The organism is Pantoea sp. SGAir0184, from assembly GCF_043544755.1.
Genome location: NZ_CP028050.1, coordinates 2869935 through 2887719 on the forward strand (window position 1 = coordinate 2869935; position 17785 = coordinate 2887719).

Here is a 17785-nt window from a genome sequence, read left to right on the forward strand (position 1 = left end):
CAGGGCGCGCCGTCACCCGGCGGCCAACAATCGTGCATCCGGCTGTTGCCGCATACTCAGGATTTCTTGCTGCGCTTCGCCGGTTTGTCCGCTTCCGGCACCGGCGGTTGTTCAATCGGAAACACCGGCAGCGCGGCCAGCAGGCGGCTGCCGTAGGTTTTGCTCAGCAGCCGGCGATCGTAAATGACGATTTCACCAAAACACTGATGGCTGCGGATCAGACGCCCGACCTGCTGGATCAGCGTAAACGATGCGCTGGGTAAACTTTGTACTTCAAACGGGTAGCGTTTGAGGCTCTTCAGCCACTCCCCTTCGGTCAAAATTACCGGACTGTCCACCGGCGGAAAAGCAATTTTATGGATGTGCACCTGCGACAACAGATCGCCTTTCAAATCGAGCCCTTCGGCAAAAGATTGCAGGCCAACCAGAATGCTGCTTTGTCCGGCGGTCACCCGTTGCCGGTGAAGCTCCACCAGCCGTGAACGCGGCTGATCGCCCTGCACCAGCATCGACAGACGCAGCTCCGGCACCAGGCTGACAAACTGCTGCATCGCCCGTCCGCTGGCAAACAGCACCAGCACGCCTTTGTGCTGCTGCGCCTGCATTTGCTGGCGGAAGAAGCGCGCCATCTCAGCGATGTGCTCCGCTTCATTGGCCAGCAGCGGCTCATAGCGCATTTGCGGGATGATCAGCTTGCCCTGATCGACATGATTAAACGGCGAGTCGAGTGCCACAAAGCGGTCGCCGGCCTTTTGGTTCAGGCCGGACATCTCCTGCAGGCGATTAAAGCTGTTCAGCGAACGCAGCGTAGCCGAGGTCACCACCACGTGCGGGATTTTGCGCCACAGCAGCTTTTCCAGCTGGTCGCTGACGCGAATCCCGGCGCAGTGAAACAGCAGATGCGCCTGGCCGTCACGAATTTCACGCGTCACCCATTTCGACACCGGCGCGTTGGACGCTTTTTCCATCGCCGCCAGCCGCCACAGTTTGCTGATGGATTCAAACCAGCCGAAGTGGCGATTGAGCTGCAGGATGGCTTTGTGCAGCCGCATGATATCGGCCTTGCCGGTCTGTTCGCCCAGCTCGTTGAGCAGCCCTTCGCTCAGGCCACGCAGCGCATCACTCAGCTTAAACAGCCGCGCGCACAGGGTCAGCAGTTCTGGCGGCAGCTCACCGAGCACAAAGCGAAACTCGCCAGGCTGATTGTCGCGCGGCAGCAGAGGATTGAGCGCGTTGCACAGCGTCTGCAGCTGTTCGCGCATCTCATCACAGTGTCCTTTCAGGCGCTCGGGATTGCTCAGCGGCGGCGGGGATTTCGGCCGGAACTGCGCCATGATGGTCTCCACCAGCCGCACAAACAGATCGAGCTGCAGGCTGCTCCAGCCCGGCGTAATCTCCGCGCTCATCTCCAGCGCATCCCGCGCCACTTCCGGCAGATGGTGCCCTTCATCCAGCACCAGCATCAGGTGTTTGGCCGGCGGCAGCACTGACTCATTCTCCATCGCCGCCATCACCAGCGCATGGTTCGCCACCACCACATCGGCCTGCTCGATTTCGCGTCGCGCCACAAAGAACGGGCATTCGCGGTACCAGCGGCAGTGGTGTGCCAGGCAGTTCGCTTTATCAGTGGAGAGGCGCTGCCACAGGCTGTCGTCAATCGCCACGTCGCTGTGATCGCGCAGGCCATCCCACTTATAGCTGCTGAGGTCTTTCTCCAGCCGCGCGCAGAATTTCTGCTCCTCTTTCGAACCGGTCATCGCCTGTTCGTCGAGATACAGCAGCAGATCGCCCTGCTGATCGTCCGTGGCTGCCAGCGCGGTCAGGTTGCGCGGACAGACATAGCGTCCGCGACCAAAAGCCGCGGTGAAGGTGAGGTCAGGAATGATTTTCTTTAATAGCGGCAGATCTTTGCTGAAGATCTGATCCTGCAGCGCCACGTTGGCGGTGCTGATGACTAAACGTTTCTCTTCGGCGCGGCTGACCGCAATGCCGGGAATCAGGTAAGACAGGGTTTTGCCGACGCCGGTGGGCGCCTCAATGGCCAGATGGCGACCCTCGTCACCGGCCAGACTCTTCGCCACTTCGGCGATCATCTGGCGCTGCGGCGCGCGCGGGATAAAGTCAGGAACCTGCTGCTGCAGCGCCTTATACCATTGCGCAATCTGGCTTTTTATCGCTGCTGTCAGGGCCATAGTGAATACTGTTGGTTAAACCGGCCTGTATTTTTACACAGTATTGCCGCAGCGTCAGCTTTCGCGCTCAGTTTTTCGCGCTGGATTCAGAATTTCGCGCATCGCACGGATCAGCGGCTCGCGCGCGCGGCCGCGCCGGAAGGCGAACGAAAACGGCGCGCGAAAGTGAAAATGGTGTGGCAGCAGGCGCAGCAGCTGGCCCTGCTGCTCGCGGCTGCGCGCGTAATGCTCGGGCAAAAAGCCGATATAGCGCCCGGAGAGAATCAGCGTCAGCTGCGCTTCAATGCTCTCCACCGACGCGGTGCTATGGCGGAAACCGCGCTTGTTGAGCTCCTGCTGGTTCCAGTAGCGCCGCGTTACCATGCCGGTCTGCTGCACGCGACGCACATCCGCATCGCCCTGCGCCAGCGCATGCTGCGGACTGCAGTACAGCCACTGCTGCTCCTCGTACAGCGGCAGCGTCACCAGATTGCTGGCGCGCAGCGGAAAGTGCCCGATGGCCAGGTCGAGCCGATCTTCCAGCACCTGCTGCTGCAGTTCGTTGGGCTCACACACGCTGAGGGTGAGAAACACCGCCGGAAAGCGCTGATTAAAACGGGCGATAACCGCCGGCAGATCCAGCGTGCTGTCGGTGACGGTGGCGTCGACCACGCCGAGCGCAAATGTGCCGCCCTGCGCGCTTTTCAGCGTCTCCACCTGCGACTGCCAGCCGCTCAGGGTCGCCAGCATTTCCCGGGTATAGGCGTAGAACTGTTCGCCTTTGCTGGTCAGCGCAAAGCCTGCGCGCCCGCGCTGGCACAGAATAAAGCCCAGCTGGCTTTCCAGTTCACTCATGTAGGCGCTGATGGCCGGTGTGGTCATGTTCAGCGCCTGCTGCGCACGCGAATAGCCCTGGTTTTCCACCACGCTGGCGAACACCTGCAGCAGTTTCAGATTGGGTAAGGTTGGCACCGCACTTCCTTCAGGGATTGCTGACAATAGTTAACGAATCGCTGAAGTGATTATCGACTGACAGGGATTTTTTCTGCAAGCCGCTTTGGCGATGATGCAGCCATTCCCTGAAAAAGAGAGCTTTCGCTATGTCGCAACAAAATTTGCTGTTCCCGGCGCGCGTGCTGCGTGGTGCGGGTGTGATTAACCAGCTGGGGGCCATCTGCGCCGGGCTGGGCCAGCGCGCACTGCTGATTGGCGGCCAGCGCGCGATGCAGGCGGTGGCGACGCAGGTGAAGACGCAACTCGACGCCGCTGGCGTCACGCTGCTGGCACCGGTGTGGTTTGGTGGCGAAACCTCGCTTAACCATATCGAACGGCTGGCGGCGTTAGCGATTGAACAACAGGCAGAGGTGCTGATCGGTGCGGGCGGCGGCAAGGCGCTGGACACGGTTAAAGCGGTGGGTGCGCAGCTCGGGCTGCCGGTGATAACCGTCCCGACAATTGCCGCCACCTGCGCTGCGGTGACCCCGCTGACCATTCGCTACGACGATAACGGCAACTTCTTTGATATTTTCCCGCTGCCACAGGCACCGGCGGCGGTGATCATCGACAGTGAGTTGCTGGCAGCCGCCCCTGCCCGCTGGCTGGCCGCGGGCCTCGGCGATACGCTGGCTAAATGGTATGAGTTCCGGGCGGTAAGCACGCACCATCCGGCACGCACCGGCAATGCGCTGTCATCGCTGGCGCACAGCCAGATCTGCTATGAGGTGATCGCGGAGCACGGTCCGGCGGCTTACGCAGCGGTGCTGCGCGGTGAGAGCGGCACTTCGCTCGATCAGGTGCTGGACGCGATTTTTACCTGGGCCGGTCTGACCTCGCTGATGAGCAATGGCGCCCACGCCGCCGCTGCGCACGCCATTTACGAAGGCTTTACCTTCTGCGACAAAACGCGCGAGTTTGGTCACGGCCTGCTGGTGGGTTACGGCAATTTGTGCCTGCTGGCGCTGGAGGATCGCAGCGACGAAGAGCTGGTGGATGAGATGCGCCTGGCGCGCGACTGCGGCGTACCGTTGACGCTGGCCGAGATTGCCGCGCTGGAGGAGAGCGAGCTGGCGTTGATTATACGCGAATCTATCCACGCGCCGGATATGGCGAACATGGCCGAACCGGTCAACGAAGCGCGGTTGCGGGCGGCGATGGCGCGGATTGAAGGGCTGGCGGAACGGGTTTGATTGCGGTCGCAATGGATGTGGTAAATCCCAGGTCACCGTAAACGGGAAATCCCAGGTCACCGTAAACGGCGACCCTACGGGCCAGCGCGCGCTTTTGTAGGGTGCGCATTTATGCGCACCGTCATCATCAGGTCGCGCTGACTTGACCGATCGGCATTTCGCCATGGCTGGCGCCCCACTGTTACCGGGTCGCCAGCAACGCCGCGACTTGCCGCACATCCGCCACGTTATCCAGCGTCAGACACAGCGTTTCCAGCTGCTGCACCTGTGCCGCCGGTAAGACGCGCGCGGCGAGGCTGCGGTATTTGGCGTGCAGCGCCGCGTCGCTCAGCGGATTCGCCGGCGATCCGGACGGCACCGCGACGTGCTGCTGCCACTGCATGCCCTGCACCGTTTCCAGCCGGACCCACGGCTCATCATCGCGCCCCTGCTGGTGGTCAATCTCCAGCTCAATACGCGCCATCAGCGCGGCAGCTTCCGCACTCAGGCGACGGCTGTCGTCATAACTCGCCAGCTCCGCGGAGCCGAACAGCGCACGCGCCGTCAGCGCATACGGCAGGCTCATTTGCGCGGCGGCGAGGCTGGTGAGCTCACGCGTGCCGCACATCTCCAGCAGGAACGGATTGAGCCCGACCACAATGCGCGCGATGTCCCCGGTCGCCACCGCATGCTGCTCAAGCAGCAGACCCAGCGCATCGATTGCCGCATGCGTACCGCGACAGGCGGCGTACGGCTTGATGGAACAGCGCGCCAGTTTCCACACCTCGCCCAGTTGGGCCGTGAGCGCGGCGGGCTGTTGCGTTTCACCGGCCAGCGTTTGCAGAAAGCCACCCCAGCGCGCCTCAAATACCGCAGCCGGTCCGCTGATGCCGCGCTGTGCCAGCAGCGCCGCCTGTACGCCCCCTTCCGCCGCGCGCGCCGCGTGCAGCTTTTTGGTTTGTGAGCCATCATGAATAAAGCCCCACAGGCCACCACTGAAGCTGGCAGCGATGCCCAGCGCCGAGGCACACTGCGCGGCCGGCAGCCGCAGCAAACAACTGACGGCAGCCGCCGCGCCAAAAACGCCACAGCTGGCAGTTGAGTGCCAGCCCGCACCGTTGTGCGCCGCATAACCCCCGCAGGCTTCCAGCACGCGACGGCCGATGTCATAACCCACGACCATCGCGGTGAGAAATGCCCGCCCGTCGACCGGATGCGTCGCCAGCGGCAGTGCCGCCAGCAGCGCCGGTAACACCACGGCACCGGAGTGATCGCAGCCACCGGTGTCGTCCAGTTCATACATGTGCGCCGCCACGCCGTTGAGCCACGCCGCCTGACGCGGGGAAGTTTGCTGCGCACAGCCCCACAGCTGCGCCACGGCGCTGCCGCCCTCTTCGGCCACCAGCGCCCGGCATTCGCGCCAGATCGGGCTGTCACAGCCCGCCAGCGCCGCGCCGAGCGTATCCAGCAGATGGCGCTTCGCCTGCGCTACCAGCGGTTCCGGCAGCTGGGCAAAGCGGGTGGCTGCGATGAAGTCCGCCAGCCGATCAAGCGTGGTGTCCATGTTCGCCTCCGCTGACCCGGGCAAACACCTCTGCCGGATGATCGGCATCGTTATCCGGCTGCGTCTGCCAGTGCGCGGCCACCTGGCCAGCAGTAGCGATCCACACGTCATGCTGCTGCAGCGTCTCCAGCAGCTGACGCAGCAGGCCAATGCGCCCGGCGGTGCCGATAATTTCCGGGTGCAGCCGCAGCAGGTAGCACAGGCCGAAACGGTGAAAACCGTGGAAATCCTGCGTCAGGTTGGCCAGCGTTTCGCCATAGGGCGCGATACGCGATTGTCCGGGCGGAATCGCCGGGCTGAGGTTGAAGGCAAAATAGGGCGCATCCTCCAGCGTGTAGTGCATGGGCAGCTCCACCAGCCGGGTGCCGGGGTGAAAATAGGGTAAATCATCACCGCGCCAGCTGGAGGACCAGCGGATGCCGTGCGTTGCCAGCGCCGCAGCAAGGCCCGGTTTCCACTGGCCGGCCGGCGTGCGAAACCCTGCAATCGGCTGGCCGGTCAGCTGCGCCAGCCGCTCGCAGCCGCGCGTTACACTGGTAATCTGCTGCGCCAGCGTCAGCGCAGAGAAGTCTTCGTGTCGCTCACCGCTGCAGGCGATCTCATGCCCGGCGGCGACGATACGCTGCAGCACCTGCGGCTGCTCTTCGGCGACGATGGCCGGCAAGCACCAGCTGGCCAGCAGCTGTTTCTCCGCCAGCAGATCCAGCAGGCGATCAACGCCGCGCAGCGTGCCATAGCGCCACACCGACAGGGTTTTATCGCGCCCGGCAACCGCAGGCGCCTGCGTCAGGATGCCGTGAATATCGTGATAGTCGATGGTAATGATGGCCGCCGATTGTTTGCCCGACGGCCAGCGTGAATGTTCAGTCATGTTGCTGCTCCTGCAAATACCACGCGGCCACCGCATCACAGCGCGCAAACCACACATCGTCGCGCGCCGTCATGTGGGCAAACAGCTGCTCCAGCAACAGCAAACGGCCAGGCTGCCCGGAAATTTTCGGGTGGAACAGCGTGGTCAGGCACAGTCCTTCGGCCATCGCGCCGTCAAATTCGCGCTGCCAGTTGTCACCGGTGTGCGCATAGCTGGCGATGCGGTCGCCGCCCTGTGGAAAATCCGGCTGGCGCGTGTAGGCCAGCGAGGCGTAATCATCCATCTCCCATTTGCCGGGAATCTCCACCAGCGGCGTATGCCCGGCGACGGCAATGCTGTACGGCCGATCGTCACCACGCATGCTGCTGGAGTAAATCACCCCGGCTTCCCGCAGAATCTGCGGCGTTTCGGCGTGCCAGTCGCCGGAAGGAGTACGAAAACCGCAGGCGCGGATACCAAGATGTTGCTGAAAGATGGCGGTAGAGCGCGCCATCACGGCGCGCTGTTCATCTGGCGTAATCGCCCAGAACGATTCGTGGCGATAACCGTGATAGGCCACTTCGTGGCCCTGTTCGATAATCGCCTGGCACTGCCGCGGCCACTGCTCCACCACCCACGCCGGGACAAAAAACGTGGCCGGCAGTTGGAAGGCGCGCAGCAGATCCAGCAGCCGACCGAGCGCGCGAAACGGCCCGTAGGCGCCAAAGGTGAAATACTCTGGTGTTGACCACAGGCTGCCATTAAGCATGGCATCGCCAGTGGGACCATCAAGATCAAACGCCAGCGCCATACAGCCACGCTTGCCCTGCGGCCAGCGTACTGCGCCCGGTTGTTGCATACGCCCGCTCCTTAGCCCTGATTCACCGTGGCTTCGGCAATGCCGTTGTCGCTCAGGCCCCATTTGCTGAGGATTTTCTGGTAGCTGCCATCGGCAATCATGGCATTAATGGCTGCCTGAATCGCCGTGGTCAGCTCACCGGCATCTTTACCCAGCGCCATGCCGGTGTACTGGAAGGAGAAGGCTTTATCCAGCGGCTTAAAGGTGCCTTTTTCCAGGTTCATGATGTACGGCAGGGTTTCGCTGCCCTGTACCGCACCATCCAGACGACGCTGACGCAGTTGCGTGCGCGCATCGGCGGTGCCTTCCGCGCCCACCACGATAATCGCAGGTTTACCGGCCGCTTCGCAGTGCGCTTTTGACCAGGTAGCAATCTCCTGCGGGAACGTGGTGCGGCGGCTGGTGCCTACTTTTTTGCCGCACAGATCGGTGGCGCTGTTGATATCGCTGCGCGCCGCCAGGGTGTAAAACTGCGGACCGGTTTTGAAGTAGTCGATAAAGTTAACCACCTTCTGCCGCTCTTTGGTGTCGGTCATGCCGGACATCACCAGATCGACGCGTTTGGTCACCACCGCGTTGACCATCTGTTCAAACGCGATCTCCTGCCAGTTAACCTTCACGCCCAGCTTCTCGCCAATTGCCTGGCCCAGCTCATAATCGACGCCGCTCAGCTGATTGGTGGCAGGATCTTTAAAATCCATCGGCGGGTAGTTCGGCATGATGGCGACGGTCAGCCCCTTCTCTTTGATACTGGCCGGTACGGCAATCTCCGCCCAGGCAGAGGATTGCAGCAGCAGCGCGGCACTGATGGCACTCAATAACAATTTTTTCATCTATTCACCCCGGTCACGTTAAAGAAGAATCGCGTTGATAAAGTTTTTCATCCGTGGGTTTTGCGGGTTCAGCAGAATCTCTTCCGGTGCGCCCTGCTCAATAATGCGTCCCTCATCCATAAACACCACCTGGTTGGCGACCTCACGCGCAAAGCCCATTTCGTGGGTCACCACCAGCATGGTGGTGCCTTCTTTTGCCAGCTGGCGCATCACCGCCAGCACTTCACCGACCATCTCCGGATCGAGCGCCGAGGTCGGTTCGTCAAACAGCATCAGTTTGGGTTTCATCGCCAGCGCGCGGGCAATCGCCACGCGCTGCTGCTGACCGCCGGAGAGTGACTGCGGATAGTCGTGCGCTTTGTGCGCCAGTCCGACGCGATCCAGCAGCGCCATCGCCTCTTCGCTGGCCTCGCGTTTCGGGCGCAGCAGCACGCGACACGGTCCCTCGATGATGTTCTCCAGCGCGGTCTTGTGCGGAAACAGGTTGAAGCGCTGGAATACCATGCCGGTCTGCAGCCGCTGGCGCGCAATCTGTTTGTCACTCAGCGGGTGCAGCTTGTTGCCGGCAATGCGATAGCCCGCCAGTTCGTTGTCGACCCAGATGCCGCCCTGATCCACTTTCTCCAGCTGGTTGATACAGCGCAAAAAGGTGCTCTTACCGGAACCCGACGGGCCGAGAATGCACATCACCTCGCCGTAGTTCACTTCCAGGCTGACGTCCTTCAGCGCGTGGAACTGATCGAAATATTTGTTCACCTTGACGGCGCGCACGATGTTTCTCATCTCTCACTCCCGGTTACTGGCGACGACGATGGCCGCGTGAGAAGTAGCGTTCCAGCTGGCTCTGTCCGAACGACAGCAGCGTCACGATAATCAGGTACCAGATGCCCGCCACAAACAGCAGCTCCATCACGCGCGCGTTGGCGAAGTAGATGGTTTGCGCGTTGTACAGCAGCTCGGAGTACTGAATCATGCTGGCCAGACTGGTGGTTTTGATCATGCTGATGAACTCATTGCCGACCGGCGGCAGAATCACCCGCATCGCCTGCGGCAGAATGATGCGCTGCAGCGCCTGCAAACGCGGCATGCCGATGGCTTTGGCGGCTTCATACTGACCGGTATCTACCGATAACAGCCCGGCGCGCACCACTTCTGAGGTGTACGCGCCCTGATTGATGCTCAGGCCGAGCAGAGCGGCGAGAAACGGCGTCATCACCGTGACGGTTTGCACGCTGAACAGACCGGGAATGCTGATGGTGGGAAACACCAGCGCCAGGTTGAACCACAGCAGCAGTTGCAGAATCAGCGGCGTGCCGCGAAAGATCCACGCATAGCCCACCGCGATATAGTGCAGCACCGGATTGGGCGACATGTACATGATGGCGGTGATGACGCCAAACAGGATGCCCAGCGCCATCGCCAGCACCGACATAATCAGCGTGTTAACCACGCCGTTAAGAATTGCCTGCGCGGTAAAGAACTGGCCGACGAACGACCACTCAATATTGCCGTGCGCAAAGGCGTTAACCAGCAGCGCCAGCAGCACGAGGATCACTGCCGATGCGGTGATGCGGCCATAATAGCGGCGCGGCACCACCTGATAGCGATCGAGATCGTAATGGGGCTGGACGCGGCCATTGTTGACCGATGGTTCAACCGGTGTGGTGTGTGACATAGGCTCTCCTCAGGCGCGCGGTCCGGCGTAATCATCGGCCCAGCGCTGCTGGTCCTGCATCAGGGTTTGCAGACGGGCCAGCTGCTCGCGCACCCGTGCCGGTGCGGTGCCGCCGTAGCCGCTGCGGGCTGCCAGCGCCGCTTCCAGCGTTAATGCCTGACGCACCTCGGGCGTGAGCCGTGTATCGACGCCGTGCAGCTGCGCATCGCTGAGATCGGCCAGGCCGCAGTTTTCGCGTTCACACAGCTGCACCAGCTGGCCGGTAATCTCGTGCGCCTCGCGGAACGGCACGCCGCGCATTGCCAGCCAGTCGGCCACTTCGGTCGCCAGCGTAAAGCCATCCGGCGCCTGCTCGCGCATCACCTCAGTATTGAATTTCAGCGTCGCCATCATGCCGGCCATGGCAGGCAGCACCATCAGCAGCGTGTCGACCGCATCAATCACGTTACGTTTGTCGTCGCTGAGATCGCGGTTGTAAGAGAGCGGCATGGCTTTCATGGTGGTCAGCAGCGCCATCAGGTTACCGACCAGCCGGCCGCTGCGGCCGCGCGTCAGCTCGGCAATGTCCGGATTTTTCTTCTGTGGCATGATCGAACTGCCGGTGGCGTAACTGTCGTGCAGCTCCACCCAGCGGAACTGCCGTGACGCCCACAGGCACACCTCTTCACACAGCCGGGACAGGTTGATGCCGATCATGCTGGTGACGAACAGGAATTCCGCGGCGTAGTCGCGGCTGGCGACCGCATCGATCGAGTTTTCGCACGGTGCCAGATAAGCGAGATCGGCAGCGGCCAGCTGTGGCTGACGCGCAATCGCCGAACCGGCCATCGCCGCTGCGCCCAGCGGACAGCGCGCGCTGCGGCGATCCCAGTCCTGCATACGCTCAATGTCACGCGCGAAGGATTGGGCATGCGCCAGCAGCTGATGGCCAAACACAATCGGCTGCGCCTGTTGCAGATGGGTGAAGCCGGGCGCGACGCTGTCGGTGTGTTGCGCGGCCTGCGTCACCAGCGCCTGCTGCAGCTGCAACAGCGCGCTCACCAGCTTACGGCCGTTATCCCGCAGGTAGAGACGCAGATCGTTGACGGTCTGATCGTTGCGTGAACGACCGGCACGCAGCTTGCCGCCCAGCGCGCCGAGGCGTTCTGTCAGCGCGCGTTCGATGAAGGTATGCACGTCTTCATCGGCGGCAATCGGCTGCAGCTGGCCAGCGCGATAATCGGCGTCCAGCGCGTCAATCGCCGCCAGCATGGTATCCAGCTCGTCAGCGCTCAATAGCCCGGCACGCGTCAGCTCGCGCGCATGGGCGCGGCAACCGGCGAGGTCATACGGCGCCAGCGCAAAGTAATAATCCGGGCTACGCGACAGCGCGGTTAAACTGGCTGCCGGAGCCGCTTTAAAACGTGCGCCCCATAACAGTTCGGCATTCTCAGACATGCTATTTCCCTCACAAATCAGCCGCAGCAATATGAAAAAGTTTGGATTCAGCCGGCAGCAATAATAAAAACTTATTTTATTGCCACGCTGGCAAATAGGTGGTATTTCAGATTCACTGTACTTTCACCGCAATTATTCCGGAGTTGAATAGCAAAAATGGAAAGTAAAGTTTCCCAGTCTGGAAACAATGCGAATAATCGCGGCGATAATGCGGTTCTGGCGCTGAGTAATATCGACTTAAAATTGCTGCGGGTATTTAAATGCGTGGTGGAAGCCGGCGGATTAACCGCTGCCAGTCACGAATTAAATATTGGCCTGGCGGCGATCAGTAAACAGGTTTCTGACCTGGAGATCCGGCTGGGCATGACGCTATGCAGCCGCGGCCGTGAAGGTTTTGAGCTGACGCAGTACGGCATCAATGTTTATCAGGCCACGCTGGAGCTGTTTGTATCGCTCAACCTGTTTCGCGAGCGGCTGCATAATAGTCGCAACGAGCTGCTGGGCGACATCGCGATTTGCGTGGTGGATAACACCATTAGCGATCCGCACTCGCCGGTCACCAGTGCGGTGCAACAGCTGCACCAGAAAGCGCCAAAGGTGCAGATTCGTCTGCAGACCGCCCAGCTGGATGATATTGAACGCGGCATAAGCGAAGGGCGTTTTCATTGCGGCATTGCGCCCGTGTATGAAATGAAAAATGAGTTTGATTACTTCGAACTTTATAAAGAATACGCAAAATTATATTGCGCTGCGTCACATCCTCTCTATTGCGGATCTTGCGATAAAAATATTTCGGTGGATGTATTACGTCAGCAGAAAATTATTAATCATTTATATGTTACCCCACGCGATGAACGCCGCCTGATTCCGGTGCAGGAGAGCGGTGTGCAGGCGGTGCAGGTGGAATCGGTGGCCATGCTGATTTTAACCGGTCACTTTATTGGATATTTACCGGAACATTATGCCGCTCCGTTTATTGCCCGCGGACAATTGTGTGAGCTGGGCGATGACACGCTGCGGCGCGAAACGGCATTTTGTCTGGTGATGAAGAAAGGCCGGAAAATAAATCCGATCATCCGGCTGTTTATGCAGGCGCTGGGGTTGAGCGATGCGGCGGCGGCGCACTGATTTGGTGCGTGTGACCGGGTTTCTGCTGGTACGGGATGGGAAAGTGTACGCTGATGCCCTCACCCCGGCCCTCTCCCACCGGGAGAGGGAGACGCAGCCTGCGGATAAGGGAGAGGCGGCGTCCGGTAACAGCAACCAGAACGCTTACGTCAGCCGCTTATACATCACCGTGGTAGCATCCAGCTCGCCGGCTGTGGATTCGGCATAGCACGGAATCGAACCCGCCACCTGCCAGCCGAGCGACAGATAGAGCGCGCTGGCAACATCGCCGCTGCGCGTATCCAGCACCAGCAGCGTTTTCCCCTGCTGCTGCGCCAGCTGTTCGGCACGTAACATCAGACGGCGCGCAATGCCCTGACGTCGCGCACGCGGATGCACCAGCAGCTTGCTGATCTCCGCACGATGGCGGCCGTTGGGCATACTGCTGAAGCCCAGCATCACCGTGGCCACTATCTCGCCCGCTTGCCAGGCCACCAGCAGCTGGTTATCGCCGCTCGCCAGGCTGTAAATTTTGTCCTGCCAGAAACGCGCCATCACTGCGCGATCGTCCGCGTCAATGAAGCCGACGCTGGCACCGTCTGCCACGCAGCCGTGCAGCACCTCACACAGTGACGCCAGCAGCGGCTGCGCCTGGGTGGCGCTGAGAGAGTCGATTTCAATCATGGTTTGCACACCACCAGAAAGTAGCGCGCGCCGCATTCGGCATGCGCCTGAAAAGAGGAACGCCCGCTGAGGTGGAAGCGCAGGCAATCGCCGGCCTGTAGCGTCCAGCTCTGCGTCTCCATGGTGATGGTCAGCTCGCCCGACTGCAGCCAGATGTGCTGTTCCAGCCCCTGTACCGGCGGCGCATCATAATCTATGCGCGCGCCTGGACGCAGCACGCCCTCCACCAGCTCCGCTTTAAACTGACTGGCCGGCGGCGAGACGTTGCGCCGCTGGAAGCCGCTGAGCGTGTCCTGCCAGACCGGCTGCTGCTCCGCTTTCAGCAGCAGCGCCGCTTCTTCTTCTACTTCGCTGAGCAGTCGCGACATGGTTAAACCGTAGGCCACGCACAAGCGATTAAGCAAAGCGGCGGTAGGGCTGGTCTCGGCGCGCTCAATGCGCGACAATGATGCCCGGCTAATGCCGGTTGCCAGAGCCAGTTCATCCAGCGACCAGCCGCGCTGCAGGCGTAATTCCGCCAGACGTGCCGCAAGCCGATCTTCCGTATTTAGAGCAGACATCTTTAACCTCTCATTTTCGGGAAATAAATCTCACATAAGAGATAAAGCCCGAAATCGTGCAGTGGGTCAAGTTGTACAATAAAATAATCATTGTACAAGCTCACTCTGGCGGTTAAGGTGTTGTTATGCAGGTCAGAATTTTAGAGGATGCCATGGCCTTATACAGTATCGGTGATGTTGCCGAGCGCTGTGGAATTAACCCGGTAACCCTGCGCGCCTGGCAGCGTCGTTATGGATTGTTAAAGCCGCAGCGCACTGAGGGTGGTCATCGACAATTTGATGATGAAGATGTTCAGCGGATCGAAGAGATCAAACGCTGGATAGAGAGCGGTGTGCCTGTTGGCAAAGTCAAAGCCCTGCTTGAAGGAGAGACCTTCAACGTGCATGACGGCTGGACGGCGCTGCAGGAAGAGCTGATGAGCGTGCTGCGCCACGTACGCGCCTCCAAACTGCGCACCAAAATCGCCACCATTGGCCGTGAACACCCGGTCGATGCGCTGATTGACCACGTTTTTGTACCGGTACGCCAGCGTCTCGGGCTGGATCAAAATACCGCCCGCACCATGTGCAGTCTCTTGGACGGCGCGCTGATTGATTATGTCGCGTTCTGTCTGGCAGGCGCGCGTAAAAAAGCCGGCAAAGATGCCTTAATGATTGGCTGGGGCGTAGAAGATCGCACCCGCATCTGGCTGGAAGCCTGGCGCTTAGCGCAGCAGGGCTGGCGCATTGATGTGCTGGCAGAACCACTGGATATGCCGCGTCCGGAGCTGTTTCCCGGCCAGCATCTGTTTATCTGGACCGGTAAAAAGCCGACGCGCCGCCAGCTGGAGCAGTTCGAACACTGGCAGGCTCAGGGCTTCTCGATTCACGTCCACGAACCCACCTGAAAAATCGCACATGCGGCCTTTGCCTTACCGCATGTGCGCGTTATCATGCCGCACTTCATGACTTTTCTCAGGTTTACCTATGAACTGGAATAAAATTCTCATTGGCACCCTGTTTGCCATCATGGCGATTGGCGGCATGGGCGGCATGATGCTGGTTGGCTACAGCCTTATTCTGCATACCCACTGAGTGCGTGCTGCAACCGCTCCAGCAGCCGGTCGCAGATCAGCGCCAGCAGCGCCACCAGCAGCGCGCCCTGAATCACATAAGCGGTATTGAAGCCGCTCAGACCGATAATCACCGGCGAACCCAGACTCTCCGCCCCGACGGTTGAGGCGATGGTCGCGGTGCCGATGTTGATCATCACAGAGGTGCGCACGCCTGCCATAATCACCGGTGCCGCCAGCGCCAGCTCTATCTGCCACAGACGCCGCCACGGCCCCATTCCCAGACCGACGGCGATCTCACGGCTGCTGGCCGGAACGCTGTCCAGTCCCGCCAGCGTGCCTTGCAGAATCGGCAACAGCCCATACAGAAACAGCGCCATCACCGCCGGCGCAGCGCCAAAGCCCATGACCGGCACGGCAATCGCCAGCACCGCCACCGGTGGAAAGGTCTGGCCGGCAGCCGCCAGCGTCTCCAGCAGCGGGCGGAACGCCCTGCCGCCGTGACGGGTAGCGAAGACCGCACAGCCAACGCCCACCACAATCGCCAGCGCGCTGCCGCTGATCACCAGCAGCAGATGGGCCAGCGCCAGCTGCCAGAAACTCTCCTGCTGGTACAGCGGACGCTCCAGCTGTGGAAACCAGTGCGCAAACAGCGGCGCACTGTGCGGTAACCCCCACAGCAACAGCAGAAATATCCCCAGCAGCCAGTAGAGCGGATCGCGCAGCACTCGCATCAGCCCGCCTCCTGCTGTCGCAGCAAATCGCTAAAGTGCAGCACGCCCAGCGGCTGCTGATGCTGATCGACAACCGGTAATTTGTCGGTGCGGCGCGCAATAAACTGCGACAGCGCCTCGCGCAGCGTCAGCCCGGCGGCGATCGGTTCCGCCTCCAGCCACTCACCGCGTCGTGCCGCACTGCCGGCCCGCCCCAGCGCCAGCAGACGCACGCCCAGCTCGCTGCGGCCAAAGAACTGGCGCGCGAAATCACTGGCAGGCTGCGTCAGCAGGTCAATCGGCCGTCCCTGCTGCACAATCTCTCCGCCGTCCATCAGCACCAGCTGATCGGCGAGAGTTAACGCTTCGTCGATATCGTGCGTCACCAGCACCACAGTGCGCCCCGACAGCTGCTGAATGCGCAGCATCTCCTGTTGCAGCGCCTGCCGGTTGACCGGATCGAGCGCGCCGAACGGTTCATCCATCAGCAGCAGTTCCGGGTCGGCCGCCAGCGCGCGCGCCACACCAACACGCTGCTGCTGGCCGCCGGAGAGCTGGTGCGGATAGCGCGACGCCAGCTGACTGTCGAGATTGAGCAGCGCCAGCAGCTCCTCAACCCGTGCGGCAATTTTTTCCCGCGGCCAGCCGAGCAGCGATGGTACGGTGGCGATATTTTTGGCCACATTCCAGTGTGGAAACAGGCCGATGGACTGAATGGCATAGCCAATGCGCCGCCGCAGCGCGCGCGCATCCATCTGCTCGATCGGCTCACCGGCAAAACGGATTTCGCCGCTGTCATGCTCAACCAGCCGGTTTATCATCTTCAGCGTGGTGGATTTACCCGAGCCGGACGTGCCAATCAGCACGGTAAAACTGCCCTTCTCAATCTTCAGCGACAGGTTGCGAATCGCCTCTTTACCGGCGAACGCTTTGCTCACCTGATGAAATTCAATCATGTCCTCTCTCCAGCAGTGCCGACAGCAATCGCAGCAGCGCATCGAATATCACCGCCAGCGCCACCACCGGAATCACGCCCAGCAGCACCAGATCCAGTGCGCTGCTCAGCAGTCCCTGAAACACAATGGCGCCGAAGCCGCCGGCTCCAATCAGTGCGGCGACTACCGCCAGCCCGACGGTTTGCACCACCACCACGCGCAGTCCGGAGAGCCACACCGGCAGCGCCAGCGGCAGCTCGGCGTGCCAGAACTGCTGCCAGCCGCTCATGCCCATGCCGCGCGCGGTTTCACGCACCTCCTGCGGCACCTGCTGTAGCCCCGCGACCACGCTGCGCACCAGCGGCAGCAGTGCATACAGCACCAGCGCAATCAGCGCCGGCGCGACGCCAATCCCGCTGATACCGAGGCGCGCCAGCTGCGGAAAATGCGCCGCCAGCCCGGCCAGCGGTGCAATCAGCAGGCCAAACAACGCCACAGACGGCACGGTCTGGATCAGATTCAGCACGCTGAAGGCGGCATGTTGCCAGCGGGCGCGACGCGCGATGGCGAGTCCCAGCGGCAGACCAATCAGTAAGGTGGGCAGCAACGTGCCGCCCAGCAGCAGCAGATGCTGGCTGAACGCGGCGTTAAAGACGGCGGTGCGATTGCTGTACTCTTTCAGCAGCGACAGCGCGTCAAGCTGACCACTCAGCAGCAGTATCAGCGGCGGCAGCCACAGTTGCAGATTAAGCAGAATACGCAGCGGCGTCTGCTGGCTAAGCTGGCGAATCGCTTCGGCGGCCAGCAGCAGCGCTAATCCTGCCGCACACCAGAGGCCGCTGCCCAGCGCGCTGCGCGCCAGCGGGCTGCCGCTGCGGGCCAGCTCACTGGCGGCGTGGCCGCCGATGCCAATCAGCAGGGCGAACAGTACCTCCGCGCCCAGCAGCTGCGCCAGCGCCGCACCGCGACCTGGCGGCCACCACAATCCCAGCCATAGCCATAACAGCGGCAGCAGCAGCAGCCAGCCTGCCGTTACCTGCCAAAGCATCAGCGGCTGTCCGGAGACCAGCCGGTTGGCCGCATAGCTCAGCAGCGGTAGCGCTCCCAGCGCCAGCGTGATCAGCAACGTCAGCACCAGCAGCACCGGCTGCTGGCGCGGTCGGTTTATCCGTGACAGCAC

17 protein-coding genes are annotated in these 17785 nt (G+C 61.4%); 3 read left to right on the forward strand and 14 right to left on the reverse strand.

The features are described 5' to 3' along the window. Positions 1 to 56: 56 nt before the first annotated feature. Both dinG and C1N60_RS13605 read right to left on the reverse strand, forming a co-directional pair. Positions 57 to 2192 (reverse strand): ATP-dependent DNA helicase DinG, encoded by a 2136-nt coding sequence (dinG, locus tag C1N60_RS13600; protein WP_394520980.1) that lies wholly within the window; start codon positions 2190 to 2192, stop codon positions 57 to 59. A gap of 54 nt (positions 2193 to 2246) precedes the next feature. Next, positions 2247 to 3143, reverse strand: a complete 897-nt coding sequence (locus C1N60_RS13605) for a LysR family transcriptional regulator (protein WP_058780844.1) — start codon at positions 3141 to 3143, stop codon at positions 2247 to 2249. A gap of 128 nt (positions 3144 to 3271) precedes the next feature. Here C1N60_RS13605 and C1N60_RS13610 point away from each other — a divergent pair, with 128 nt between their 5' ends. Then, on the forward strand, positions 3272 to 4357 hold the full coding sequence (locus C1N60_RS13610; protein WP_394520981.1) for an iron-containing alcohol dehydrogenase family protein: 1086 nt from the start codon (positions 3272 to 3274) through the stop codon (positions 4355 to 4357). Positions 4358 to 4538: 181 nt separating this feature from the next. Here the strand turns inward: C1N60_RS13610 and C1N60_RS13615 are convergent, their stop codons facing one another. Genes C1N60_RS13615 through argH form a run of 7 tightly spaced genes read right to left on the reverse strand, consistent with a single transcriptional unit; the run spans position 4539 to position 11554 of the window. Beyond that, positions 4539 to 5900 (reverse strand): MmgE/PrpD family protein, encoded by a 1362-nt coding sequence (locus tag C1N60_RS13615; RefSeq protein ID WP_394520982.1) that lies wholly within the window; start codon positions 5898 to 5900, stop codon positions 4539 to 4541. Further along, positions 5884 to 6771: a polysaccharide deacetylase family protein gene (locus tag C1N60_RS13620; protein ID WP_159378338.1), complete on the reverse strand. Its 888-nt coding sequence runs from the start codon at positions 6769 to 6771 to the stop codon at positions 5884 to 5886. Before C1N60_RS13620 ends, C1N60_RS13615 begins: the two co-directional genes overlap by 17 nt. Continuing rightward, the gene (locus C1N60_RS13625) at positions 6764 to 7609 is read right to left on the reverse strand and encodes a polysaccharide deacetylase family protein (RefSeq protein WP_394520983.1); all 846 of its coding nucleotides are present in this window, start codon (positions 7607 to 7609) and stop codon (positions 6764 to 6766) included. The genes C1N60_RS13620 and C1N60_RS13625 overlap by 8 nt, the downstream gene beginning before the upstream one ends. Positions 7610 to 7620: 11 nt before the next feature. Then, on the reverse strand, positions 7621 to 8442 hold the full coding sequence (locus C1N60_RS13630) for an ABC transporter substrate-binding protein (protein WP_021508447.1): 822 nt from the start codon (positions 8440 to 8442) through the stop codon (positions 7621 to 7623). Between the two features lie 18 nt (positions 8443 to 8460). Continuing rightward, entirely contained in the window at positions 8461 to 9225 is a 765-nt protein-coding gene (locus tag C1N60_RS13635; RefSeq protein WP_021508448.1) for an amino acid ABC transporter ATP-binding protein, read from the reverse strand. 13 nt (positions 9226 to 9238) lie between these two features. Then, entirely contained in the window at positions 9239 to 10117 is an 879-nt protein-coding gene (locus C1N60_RS13640; RefSeq protein WP_021508449.1) for an amino acid ABC transporter permease, read from the reverse strand. Between the two features lie 9 nt (positions 10118 to 10126). Next, complete coding sequence (gene argH, locus C1N60_RS13645) at positions 10127 to 11554, reverse strand: argininosuccinate lyase (RefSeq protein WP_394520984.1); 1428 nt, start codon at positions 11552 to 11554, stop codon at positions 10127 to 10129. Positions 11555 to 11710: 156 nt separating this feature from the next. Here argH and C1N60_RS13650 point away from each other — a divergent pair, with 156 nt between their 5' ends. Further along, positions 11711 to 12682, forward strand: a complete 972-nt coding sequence (locus C1N60_RS13650; protein ID WP_021508451.1) for a LysR family transcriptional regulator — start codon at positions 11711 to 11713, stop codon at positions 12680 to 12682. A gap of 144 nt (positions 12683 to 12826) precedes the next feature. Here C1N60_RS13650 and C1N60_RS13655 read toward each other — a convergent pair whose 3' ends face one another. Both C1N60_RS13655 and C1N60_RS13660 read right to left on the reverse strand, forming a co-directional pair. Further along, on the reverse strand, positions 12827 to 13345 hold the full coding sequence (locus C1N60_RS13655; protein WP_010615951.1) for a GNAT family N-acetyltransferase: 519 nt from the start codon (positions 13343 to 13345) through the stop codon (positions 12827 to 12829). Next, positions 13342 to 13905: a helix-turn-helix domain-containing protein gene (locus tag C1N60_RS13660; RefSeq protein WP_394520985.1), complete on the reverse strand. Its 564-nt coding sequence runs from the start codon at positions 13903 to 13905 to the stop codon at positions 13342 to 13344. Before C1N60_RS13660 ends, C1N60_RS13655 begins: the two co-directional genes overlap by 4 nt. A gap of 152 nt (positions 13906 to 14057) precedes the next feature. Here C1N60_RS13660 and C1N60_RS13665 point away from each other — a divergent pair, with 152 nt between their 5' ends. Further along, positions 14058 to 14792 carry a MerR family transcriptional regulator gene (locus C1N60_RS13665; protein WP_031279872.1) on the forward strand — a complete coding sequence of 245 codons (735 nt, stop codon included), beginning with the start codon at positions 14058 to 14060 and terminating at the stop codon, positions 14790 to 14792. Positions 14793 to 14959: 167 nt separating this feature from the next. Here C1N60_RS13665 and C1N60_RS13670 read toward each other — a convergent pair whose 3' ends face one another. From C1N60_RS13670 to C1N60_RS13680, 3 genes are read right to left on the reverse strand one after another with little or no spacing between them, the layout of a single operon-like run. Further along, positions 14960 to 15691, reverse strand: coding sequence for an ABC transporter permease (locus C1N60_RS13670; protein WP_021508456.1), 732 nt, complete (start codon positions 15689 to 15691; stop codon positions 14960 to 14962). Next, complete coding sequence (locus C1N60_RS13675) at positions 15691 to 16626, reverse strand: ABC transporter ATP-binding protein (protein ID WP_021508457.1); 936 nt, start codon at positions 16624 to 16626, stop codon at positions 15691 to 15693. Before C1N60_RS13675 ends, C1N60_RS13670 begins: the two co-directional genes overlap by 1 nt. After that, a complete protein-coding gene (locus C1N60_RS13680) occupies positions 16619 to 17785 on the reverse strand; it encodes an ABC transporter permease (protein ID WP_394520986.1) in 1167 nt (388 codons plus the stop codon). The genes C1N60_RS13675 and C1N60_RS13680 overlap by 8 nt, the downstream gene beginning before the upstream one ends.